Here is a 9,107-nt window from a genome sequence, read left to right on the forward strand (position 1 = left end):
GCGTGGTTCTCCGTGCCAGGCAATGTCACTTGCGCTTCGACCTCGACTGGCGCTTCGGCTGCGGGCGTCCGGCGGCCCCGCTGTCGGAGACCTCGCGCTGCTGGGCAGGGGTGTTGCGTCCCCGGCCCATCGCAGAACTGTTGGAGCTCGTACCCCGGCTGACGCCGGCCTCGTGGAGGTCGTCGGATCCGGCCTCACGGAGCTCGTCCGGCTCCTCGTCGGAGGCTGCCATGCCCTCGTCGAAGACCGGCACCGCGGCGTACTTGTCGGCTTCCTTCATCCGTGCCGCGGCGCGCTTCTCGGCGTCGAGGACATCCTTCTCGCGCGACTTCAGGTGCACCAGCAGCGGGGTGGCGATGAAGATCGAGGAGTAGGTGCCGACGGCCATACCGACGAAGAGGACCAGCGAGATGTCCTTCAGCGCGGACGTGCCGAGCTGGACCGTGCTCACGTAGAGGATCGCGACGACCGGCAGCAGGCCGATGATCGAGGTGTTGATCGAACGGACCAGGGTCTGGTTGATCGCCAGGTTGGCCGCGGAGGCGTAGGTCTGCTTCTTCCCTGCCAGGTTGCGGGTGTTCTCCTTGACCTTGTCGAAGACCACCACGGTGTCGTACAGCGAATAGCCGAGGATCGTCAGGAAGCCGGTGACCGTTGCCGGGGTCACCTCGAACCCGACGATCGCATAGACGCCGACCGTGATGACCACGTCGTGGAGCAGCGCGACGACGGCCGCGACCGACATCTTCCACTCCCTGAAGTAGATCCAGATGAACAGGACCACACCGACGAGGAAGATGCCGAGGGCCAGGCCGGCCTTGGAGGCCACCCGCTCACCCCAGCTCGGCCCGATGCCGGTGCGACTGACGTCATCTCGGGCAACGTCGGCGGTCTCGGTGATCGCGCCCAGGAGGTCCGAGTCGGCCTCGGAGCCGTTGGGGATCGCCTTGGTCTCGATGACGATCGAGCTGCCGCCGGCCGTACGCACCGTAGCGCCGTCCGCGGCCTCGACCGCGGTCTCGCCCACCGCCGTACGCAGGTCGTCGGCCAGCTTCTGGTCAGCCTGGGCGACGGTGACGGTGTAGCGCGTTCCGCCGGTGAAGTCGATACCGAGGTTGATGCCCTGGATCGAGACGCCGAGGATGACCGCGACGAGCACGACCGCGGAGGCGGCGTACCAGACCATCCGGCGGCCGACGAAGTCGAAGGACTTCTCGCCGGTGTAGAGCTCCTTGCCGAGCCGGGCGATGGACATCTTGCTCATCAGGCCTTGCCTCCGACCAGAGTGGTGCCCTTGGGGGCGACGGTGCCGATAGCGCGCTGGTCCATGCCGGAGAGCACGTGGCCCTTGTTGAAGAAGCCCCAGCCGGCCATGAGCTTGGTCATCGGGTGGGTGAACCAGAAGAACACCAGCACGTCGATGATCGTGGTCAGACCGAGCATGAACGCGAAGCCCTTGACCTCGTTGGTCGCGAAGACGTAGAGCACGAAAGCGGCCAGGAACGAGACCGCATCCGAGGCCAGGCAGGTGTTGCGGGCCCGGACCCAGGCGGTGTCGACGGAGACCCGCATCGAGCGGCCCTCACGCATGTCGTCACGCATCCTCTCGTAGAGGATGATGAACGAGTCGGCGGTGATGCCGATGCCGACGATCAGACCGGCCACTCCCGGAAGGTCCAGGGTGACACCGGCGGTCTCGCTGAGCAGCAGGATCATGCCGTACGTCGCGGCACCCGCCACGGCCAGCGACCCGATCACCACGACGCTCATCGCGCGGTAGTAGAGAACCGAGAAGATCACCACGAGGATCAGGCCGATCAAGCCGGCCCAGAGTCCGGCGGAGAGCTGGTTGCCGGCGAGGCTCGGGCCGATGACCTTGGTCTGGATGCCGTCCTCGGGGAAGTCCAGCGGCAGCGAGCCGTACTTCAGGTTGTTGGCCAGAGCGGCGGCGGTCTTCTGGGTGAAGTCACCACTGATCTGGGCGCCGCCGCTGATTCGCGAGTCGGCGGTCGGGGCTGAGATGACCTTCCCGTCGAGAACGATCGCGAACTGTTCGCCACTGCCGGCGATCGCACCGGTGGTGTCGGCGAAGATCTTGTTGCCTTCGGACTTGAAGTCCAGGGTCACCACGTAGTTGGCCTGCTGCTGCGGGATGCCGGAGGAGGCTTCCTTGATCTCGGTGCCCTCGATGACCGCAGGGGTCAGCAGGTAGGGCGCTCCATCGTCGTCGCAGGTCAGCAGGGGCTGGCCGGGGACGTCCTCGACCGGGTCGGAACCCGGCGCCGGGCAGGTGAAGCTGTTGTAACGCGTCGCCCACTCGGCCGGGGGGCTGCGCATGAACTTGACGGCATCGTCGACCGGCACGATCGCGTTGTCGCTCTTCTCCTCGGGCTTGGCGCTCGGCGAGGCGCTAGGGCTGGCCGACGCGTCGCCGCCGGCGGACTCGTCCGCGGCGGGCTCTACGGTCTCGCCGCCGAACGGCGCGCGCTGGGAGGTGCCGGGCGCGTTGCCGGACGAGGGGTCCTGGAGCATGGATCCCGGGTCGGAGCCGGCCGCGCCGCTGCCACAGGTCTTCTGCGGGCTGCAGGCGACCAGCCGGAAGCGGAGCTTCGCGGTCTGGCGAACACGCTCCGCCGTCTCCCGCTGCACCTTGCCGGTGCCTGGGATCGAGACCTTGATGACGTCGTTGCCTTCGGTGGTCACCCGTCCGCCGGTGATGCCGCTGCCGTTGACACGCTGGTCGATGATCGCCTTGGCCTCTTCGAGGCTCTCCTTCGGGACCGAACCGCCCTCGGAGTTCTTCGCGGTCATCGAGATCTCGGTGCCGCCGCGCAGGTCGAGACCGAGCTCGGGCTTCCAGGTGCCGGCGAACGCGATGCCACCGAACATGATCGCGATCGCCAGGAAGAGCAGTGCCAGTGTCCGGCCGGGGCGCGCTGTCTTGCGTGCCATCAGTTGGTCAGTCCTTCTTGTCGAGGTCCACGATGACGTTCTCGCCATCCGCGGGGGTCTCGTCGGCCTTGGCCTCGAGCTCGTTGTCCTCGTCGTTGTCCGCGTCGGTGTCCTCGTCGATCTCGTCGGCGGGGGCCTCGGTGACCTTCTGGGCCACCGCCTGGCGAACCACCTGGACGACGACGCCGTCGGCGACCTCGACCTTGATGTTCGTCGTGGACTCCTCGACCTCGGTCACGGTGCCGAACAGGCCGGCGGTCAGCATCACCTTGTCCCCTGGCGCGAGGTTGAGCTGCAGCTCACGAGCCTGCTTCGCACGCTTCTGCTGAGGCCTGATCAGCAGGAAATAGAACAGGACGATGATGACGATAAATGGCAGGAATTCCACGGGGGTTCGGCTCCGACAGTCTCAGGGGTCACCGGCAGTCGCACGGCGACGTGCAAGTCTAACCAGGCACCTGGTTGAGACTGTGACTCAGGGCTCATCCCAGAGCGTGTCCACCGACCAGGCCGCGGCCTCGGTGTTGGCGGGCACCGGCAGTCCCAGGTGAGCCCAGGCCGCCGGGGTGGCGACGCGGCCCCGCGGCGTACGGGCCAGGAAGCCGGAGCGGACCAGGAACGGCTCGGCGACCTCCTCGACGGTCTCGCGCTCCTCGGCCACCGCGACGGCGAGGGTCGAGATGCCGACCGGGCCACCGCCGAACCTGCGGCACAGCGCGTCCAGAACCGCCAGGTCGAGGCGATCCAGGCCGAGCGGGTCGACCTCGTAGAGGTCCAGTGCCTTCTCGGCGATCTCCTGGTTGACCGTGCCGTCGGCCTTGACCTGGGCATAGTCGCGTACGCGGCGCAGCAGCCGGTTCGCGATCCGCGGCGTGCCTCGTGAGCGGCCCGCGATCTCGGCGGCGCCGTCGTCCTTGAGGGTGACCTCGAGCAGGCCCGCGGAGCGGCGCACGATCAGCTCGAGGTCTGCCGGGTCGTAGAGCTCGAGGTGGCCGGTGAAGCCGAACCTGTCTCGGAGCGGACCCGGGAGGAGGCCGGCGCGCGTCGTCGCACCGACCAGCGTGAACGGCGGCAGGTCGATCGGGATCGCGGTGGCGCCTGGGCCCTTGCCGATGACCACGTCGACCCGGAAGTCCTCCATCGCCAGATAGAGCATCTCCTCGGCGGGACGGCTCATCCGGTGGATCTCGTCGACGAAGAGCACGTCGCCGTCGTTGAGCCCGCTCAGGATCGCGGCCAGGTCACCGGCATGGGTGATCGCGGGACCTGAGGTGATCCTCAGCGGTGCCGACATCTCGGCGGCGATGATCATCGCGAGCGTGGTCTTGCCGAGTCCCGGCGGCCCGGAGAGAAGCACGTGATCGGGGGCCCGCTCTCGTCGACGGGCCGCCTCCAGGACGAGGCTGAGCTGCTCGCGTACGCGTTGCTGGCCGATCAGCTCGTCGAGCGTCTTGGGGCGCAGCGCCGCCTCGACGGCACGGTCGTCGCCGTCGGCCTCGGCGATGGTCAGTGAGGAGAAGTACTCGTCCTCGTTGGCGCTCAGGTGGTCCTCGTGCATGGGGCCTTATGCCTTCGAAAGGGTGCGGAGGGCGGCGCGCAGCAGCTGAGAGATGTTCGCCTGGTCGCCGGCCTCGGGCTCGATCGTGGTGACCGCCTTGTCGGCGTCCCTCGCGTTGTAGCCCAGGCCGAGGAGGGCCTCGGAGACCTGGTCGCGCCAAGGCGCCGAGGTGGTGGAGGCCGCGGGCGCGGAGGCGGTGCCCGTGGGCGTACCGATCCTGTCCTTGAGCTCCAGGATCACCCGTTGTGCGCCCTTCTGGCCGATGCCGGGGACCTTGGTGAGGGTCTTGGCGTCCTCTGCGGAGATGGCGAGTCGGATGCCGTCGGGCGAGAGGACCGCGAGCATCGCCTGGGCGAGCTTGGGGCCGACGCCGGAGGCGGTCTGGAGGAGCTCGAAGAGGGTGCGCTCGTCGGTGTCGGTGAAACCGAAGAGGGTCAGCGAGTCCTCGCGCACGACCAGGCTCGTCGGAAGGTGTGCCTCCTCGCCGGTGCGCAGCGTGGCCAGCGTGTTGGGGGTGCAGAGCAGCTCGACACCGATGCCACCGACCTCGACGACGACGGTGGAGAGGCTGACGGCGGCGACCCTGCCGCGCACGGACGCGATCATCTGCTGACTCTTCCTGTTGAGCGGTTCCTGGCCGCGGCGGCCGCGGCCTCGATTCGGTTCTGGACGCCACCGCGCCACTGATGGGTGATGGCCAGCGCGAGCGCGTCGGCGGCGTCCGCGGGCTTGGGTGGCGCCGGCAGCCGCAGGATGCGGGTCACCATCGCGGTCACCTGGGCCTTGTCGGCACGGCCGTTGCCGGAGACCGCGGCCTTCACCTCGGACGGCGTGTGCAGCGCTACCGGGAGGCCACGCCGGGCGGCGCAGACCATCGCCAGCCCGCTGGCCTGGGCCGTACCCATGATCGTGGACACGTTCGAGCGGGCGAAGATCCGCTCGATCGCGACCGCGTCGGGCCGGTGCTCCTCGATCCAGGCGTCGATGCCCTTCTCGATGCTCACCAGCCGCTCCCAGACGGGGAGATCGGAGGACGTACGAATCACGCCGACATCCACCATCGACAGCGGCCGACCGAGCGACCCGTCGACCACACCCATGCCGCACCGGGTCAGGCCGGGGTCGATCCCAAGCACCCGCATCAGCACCTCCATCGAACGTCTGTTCGTAGCGTACAGACTAGGGAACACGCCTTGGACCCCAGACACGCCCGTCGCCGAGAAGTCACTCCCGCAGACCGAGAAGTCAATTGTGCAGACCGAGAAGTCACCTCGTGACCTGTCGACCTGCACAAGCGACCTCTCGGCCTGCAGAGGTGACCTTTCGGCCTGCAGAGGTGACGCCTCGACGCGGGTCAGGCGTCGACGGTCTCCATGACCTCGTCGGGGACGTCGGCGTTGGAGAAGACGTTCTGGACGTCGTCGAGGTCGTCGACGGCGTCGATGAGCCTGAAGACCTTCTCGGCGGCAGCGGCGTCGGAGACGGGGATGTCCATGCTCGCGACGAACTGGACCTCGGCGGAGTCGTAGTCGATTCCGGCGTCCTGAAGGGCGGTACGCACCGCGACGACGTCGGAGGGGTCGGAGACGATCTCGAAGGACTCACCGAGGTCGTTGACGTCCTCGGCGCCGGCGTCGAGGCTGGCCTCGAGCAGGTCGTCCTCGGTGACCTCCTTGGCCTCCTGCGCCTTCGCCACCACGACGACGCCCTTGCGGTCGAAGAGCCGCGAGACCGAGCCCGGGTCGGCCATGGTGCCGCCGTTGCGGGTGACCGCAGTGCGCACCTCCATGGCCGCCCGGTTGCGGTTGTCGGTCAGACACTCGATGAGGAGCGCGACGCCCTGGGGGCCGTAGACCTCGTACATGATCGTGTCGTAGCTGACGCCGCCGCCGTCGAGCCCGCCGCCACGCTTGACCGCGCGGTCGATGTTGTCGTTGGGGACCGACTGCTTCTTGGCCTTCTGGATGGCGTCGAAGAGGGTCGGGTTGCCGGTCGGGTCAGGACCGCCGGTCTTGGCCGCGATCTCGATCGTCTTGATGAGCTTGGCGAAGAGCTTGCCGCGCTTGGCGTCGATCGCCGCCTTCTTGTGCTTCGTCGTTGCCCACTTGGAGTGGCCGCTCATCTTGAAACCGTCCTTTGCCCCGCGTCGTCGCTGTGCTTGTCGAGCCGCCACCGGCTCCGTTGTCTTGATCAGATCGGGTCACAGGGCAGCAGGTGCATCATTCTAACTACGCGGCGTACGCCACCGTCAGCAGCAGGTCTCCAGGACGTGCTTGTGCAGCCTGTCATCGGCATGACCTCGGGACGGAACGAGGTCGCCATCAGTATGGTGCGCACCAGATCACACGAGGCACCAGAGAGGGGATCCATGCGCGTAGATGAATCCCGGCATGAGCCTGTCTGGCCCTATCGCTTCGAGATCCGCCTGGACACGTACCGGCGTCGCGGGGACCTGCCGCAGGAGGCACCGAACCTCTACTTCGACCTCTGGCTCTTCGAGGACCTGGACGCAGATCGGACAATCCTGAACCGCTACAGCGGTCCTCATCCCTACGTCGATACCGACCAGCGGTCCACCTTCTACGCTGAAGCAACCCACGAGGAACTGCGCAGATGGGTTGAGACGCAGCGAACGGTCCTTGCGGAGCTCAGCTGGATCGCCGCTGAGACCGAACACGACCTAGAGGTCGGAGCTGGCATGTCGGCCGTCCGGATCTGCCACGAGCTGATGGCCACCGTGACCGAGGCTCATCAGGCGGAAGCGGCGCAGCTCATGGCCGCGATCAGGGGCCCGAACACGAGTCGAGTTCGCATGCTCGCGCCGTGGACCGAAGAGGCCCGGCAGCAGCGGGAAGCCCGTGAGCGCAATATGCGATACGGCGGCGGCTACTCCTCAGGGTGATCTCGGCAATACAGGCTTTCGGCGTTGATGCCGCGCCGTACGTCACCGTCAGCAGCAGGTGTCCAGGAACAGCCGATGCAGGCGGTCGTCGGCGTTGACCTCGGGGTGGAAGCTCGTGGCCATGAGCTGGTTCTGGCGTACGGCGACGGGGTGCTCCCCCACGCTCGCCAGCACCTCGACGCCCGCGCCGATCTGCTCGACCCAGGGCGCCCGGATGAAGACGCCGTGGACGGTGTTCTCCAGCCCGGCGAAGTCCAGGTCGGTCTCGAACGATTCCGTCTGACGCCCGAAGGCATTGCGGCGGACCGTGATGTCGAGCCCGCCGATGGTCTCCTGGCCTTCCGCCCCGTCGATGAGACGGTCGGCCAGGAGCACCATCCCGGCACAGGTGCCGAGCGCCGGCATCCCGCCGCGGGCCCGGTCCCGGAGCGGGTCGAGCAGGCCGAACGTACGCGCCAAACGCCACATCGTCGTCGACTCCCCACCGGGGATGACGAGGGCGTCGCACGCGTCGAGCTCCTCCCGGCGGCGTACGGACATCCCCTTCACCCCCAGCCGGTCGAGCGCGGCGAGATGCTCGCGGACGTCGCCCTGGAGGGCGAGTACGCCGACGGTGGTCACCAGCCGCGCTCCGCGAACTGGATCGACCTGGCCGGCTCGTCGACGTTGATCCCGACCATCGCCTCGCCGAGGCCGCGGGAGACCTTGGCGACAACATCGGGGTCGTCGTGGAAGGTGGTCGCCTTGACGATCGCCTCGGCGCGCTGGGCGGGGTTGCCGGACTTGAAGATGCCGGAGCCGACGAAGACGCCCTCGGCGCCGAGCTGCATCATCATCGCGGCGTCGGCCGGGGTCGCGATGCCGCCGGCGGTGAAGAGGACGACCGGGAGCTTGCCGTTGGCGGCGACCTCCTTGACCAGCTCGTAGGGAGCCTGGAGCTCCTTGGCCGCCACGTAGAGCTCGTCCTCGGCGAGTGCGGACAGGCGGCGGATCTCGCGCCGGATCGTACGCATGTGGGTGACCGCGTTGGAGACGTCGCCGGTGCCGGCCTCGCCCTTGGAGCGGATCATCGCCGCGCCCTCGGTGATGCGGCGCAGGGCCTCACCGAGGTTGGTCGCACCGCACACGAACGGGACGGTGTAGGCCCACTTGTCGATGTGGTTCTCGTAGTCGGCCGGGGTCAGCACCTCGGACTCGTCGATGTAGTCGACCCCGAGGCTCTGCAGCACCTGGGCCTCGGCGAAGTGGCCGATCCGTGCCTTGGCCATCACCGGGATGCTCACGGCCTCGATGATGCCGTCGATCATGTCGGGGTCGGACATGCGGCTCACGCCGCCCTGGGCGCGGATGTCTGCGGGGACGCGCTCGAGCGCCATCACCGCCACCGCCCCGGCGTCCTCGGCGATCTTCGCCTGCTCGGCGGTGACCACGTCCATGATCACGCCGCCCTTGAGCATCTCCGCCATTCCCCGCTTGACCCGCGAGGTACCCGTCTCATTCGTGCTTGTAGCCATGTCCCGATCGTAGGCCGGAAGCAGACGTACGCCTTCATCGGAAACCCCTGGTCAGGCCACTGTTCCCGAAGTGGACTGCTGCCGAGTCGGCGCGTCTGCCCCAGAATCTCGCGTCGAGTCGGCGCGTCTGTCCCAAGATTCAGGGTCGAGTCGGCGCGTCTGTCCCAGGTCCGTGGAGCAG

10 protein-coding genes are annotated in these 9,107 nt (G+C 67.9%); 1 reads left to right on the top strand and 9 read right to left on the bottom strand.

Annotation, left to right across the window (positions count from 1 at the left end; translation table 11 throughout):
- Positions 1 to 25 precede the first annotated feature (25 nt).
- The 7 genes from secF to ACRDPS_RS11935 form a co-directional block, all read right to left on the bottom strand.
- Positions 26 to 1,264 (bottom strand): protein translocase subunit SecF, encoded by a 1,239-nt coding sequence (gene secF / locus ACRDPS_RS11905; protein ID WP_431501849.1) that lies wholly within the window; start codon positions 1,262 to 1,264, stop codon positions 26 to 28.
- A complete protein-coding gene (secD, locus tag ACRDPS_RS11910; protein ID WP_431501850.1) occupies positions 1,264 to 2,952 on the bottom strand; it encodes a protein translocase subunit SecD in 1,689 nt (562 codons plus the stop codon). The genes secF and secD overlap by 1 nt, the downstream gene beginning before the upstream one ends.
- Before the next feature lie 7 nt (positions 2,953 to 2,959).
- Positions 2,960 to 3,340, bottom strand: coding sequence for a preprotein translocase subunit YajC (yajC, locus tag ACRDPS_RS11915; protein WP_431501851.1), 381 nt, complete (start codon positions 3,338 to 3,340; stop codon positions 2,960 to 2,962).
- Between the two features lie 87 nt (positions 3,341 to 3,427).
- Positions 3,428 to 4,510, bottom strand: a complete 1,083-nt coding sequence (gene ruvB, locus ACRDPS_RS11920) for a Holliday junction branch migration DNA helicase RuvB (protein WP_431501852.1) — start codon at positions 4,508 to 4,510, stop codon at positions 3,428 to 3,430.
- A 6-nt stretch (positions 4,511 to 4,516) separates the two neighbouring features.
- Positions 4,517 to 5,116: a Holliday junction branch migration protein RuvA gene (ruvA, locus tag ACRDPS_RS11925; RefSeq protein ID WP_431501853.1), complete on the bottom strand. Its 600-nt coding sequence runs from the start codon at positions 5,114 to 5,116 to the stop codon at positions 4,517 to 4,519.
- Entirely contained in the window at positions 5,113 to 5,652 is a 540-nt protein-coding gene (ruvC, locus tag ACRDPS_RS11930; protein ID WP_431501854.1) for a crossover junction endodeoxyribonuclease RuvC, read from the bottom strand. The genes ruvA and ruvC overlap by 4 nt, the downstream gene beginning before the upstream one ends.
- A 212-nt stretch (positions 5,653 to 5,864) precedes the next feature.
- Positions 5,865 to 6,632: a YebC/PmpR family DNA-binding transcriptional regulator gene (locus ACRDPS_RS11935; RefSeq protein WP_431501855.1), complete on the bottom strand. Its 768-nt coding sequence runs from the start codon at positions 6,630 to 6,632 to the stop codon at positions 5,865 to 5,867.
- Between the two features lie 246 nt (positions 6,633 to 6,878).
- Between ACRDPS_RS11935 and ACRDPS_RS11940 the strand changes: the two genes are divergently transcribed.
- Positions 6,879 to 7,412, top strand: a complete 534-nt coding sequence (locus tag ACRDPS_RS11940; protein ID WP_431501856.1) for a hypothetical protein — start codon at positions 6,879 to 6,881, stop codon at positions 7,410 to 7,412.
- A gap of 48 nt (positions 7,413 to 7,460) precedes the next feature.
- On the opposite strand, the gene pdxT is transcribed toward ACRDPS_RS11940, so the two are convergent.
- Positions 7,461 to 8,033, bottom strand: a complete 573-nt coding sequence (gene pdxT, locus ACRDPS_RS11945) for a pyridoxal 5'-phosphate synthase glutaminase subunit PdxT (protein WP_431501857.1) — start codon at positions 8,031 to 8,033, stop codon at positions 7,461 to 7,463.
- Complete coding sequence (pdxS, locus tag ACRDPS_RS11950; protein ID WP_431501858.1) at positions 8,030 to 8,926, bottom strand: pyridoxal 5'-phosphate synthase lyase subunit PdxS; 897 nt, start codon at positions 8,924 to 8,926, stop codon at positions 8,030 to 8,032. The genes pdxT and pdxS overlap by 4 nt, the downstream gene beginning before the upstream one ends.
- Positions 8,927 to 9,107 lie beyond the last annotated feature (181 nt).

Source organism: Nocardioides sp. (assembly GCF_050699375.1).
Taxonomy (GTDB): domain Bacteria; phylum Actinomycetota; class Actinomycetes; order Propionibacteriales; family Nocardioidaceae; genus Nocardioides.